1 pseudogene is annotated in these 1,051 nt (G+C 46.7%); it reads right to left on the bottom strand.

Going from position 1 to position 1,051, the window contains the following annotated elements:
* Nucleotides 1-1,005, bottom strand: a pseudogene (locus tag GAC_RS01600) (hypothetical protein); the annotation flags it as partial.
* Nucleotides 1,006-1,051: the final 46 nt, after the last annotated feature.

Below are 1,051 nucleotides of genomic sequence, written 5' to 3'. Positions count from 1 at the left end.
GGGTCTCGTCATGTTACTATCTTCGGTACCAGTGTATAATGCTTGGGCGGCGCTCGGGACATAAGCATTAAATTCTGCTGTCTTACTTATGATCTCAATTGCCGTTAAAAAGCGTGTATCCACTTCTGAATCCGGAGTAATCCCCCTACCCCGCTCCGTAGACTTGGCTAATACCTCTACTACACCATTCGTATTTATTACCTCAAACCCAGGAATGACAGCTAACCATCTGACAATTGATGCATCAAGATCTTGCATGTGCGTCAGCCCATATGAGTTAATGAGCAAAACTGCGCTGACGCTTTCAAACAATGCTGGCATCCACCTGCACAAGTACGGTAGGGACTCTTCTATGCATCCATGGCTGAGTATTGCATCAAGCGTTATCTGCGCCTTTCTCCTCTTGATGCTGTAAATTGCATTGTGTACCGCATTTATAGTTCTTGCTACCATTACCGTCCTAAAGTCTTTGTCAGCAAGAAACTTCGAGATTATCAATCGTGTACGGTGAGTATCATCTAAATTTTTGAAGAATTGCTCGTATGTGCACGTTATCGCATAAAGCGCAGATACGAATTCGCGAGAGGTATCTGCCCCATTTCCGCCTAAGGCGGCTACATCACACTCTGCAGTGGAGTTTAGGCAGGAACCTATAAATGCCTTTTCTAGCCTTGTAATAGACCCGAAACTTACAAGCCGCTCAAATGCCCTCCTATGGGTAATAATATCGCACACAAACCGCCTAATCCCGGCATGGCTGCCGACCATCTGCAATAAGCCCCGTCCAGCGCACCTCAAAGCATCTTCTCTGCCCCAGTGCGCCACTTCACCTCCCACCGCACTGTCTCCGGAGCTTCCAGGCAAGCAACGCAGCAATAGGCGTGAGTAAAACTCCACGTAGTGTCTCAGGGATTCTGAACTTCCTACACAATCGGTGTAAATGCCAGATTCAAACATAATCGACAGTAAACTTTCCGTTGTAACTCTTACCTTCAATAAATGCATCGGCTCGGCCCCGGCTGCTCCATTACGTTTAAAATACATTGCATGT

The sequence above is a fragment of the Anaplasma marginale str. Florida genome (genome assembly GCF_000215485.1).
Classification (GTDB): Bacteria; Pseudomonadota; Alphaproteobacteria; order Rickettsiales; family Anaplasmataceae; genus Anaplasma; species Anaplasma marginale.
Note: the sequence above shows the minus strand (reverse complement) of the source record. Positions and strands in the feature narration are given on the sequence as shown.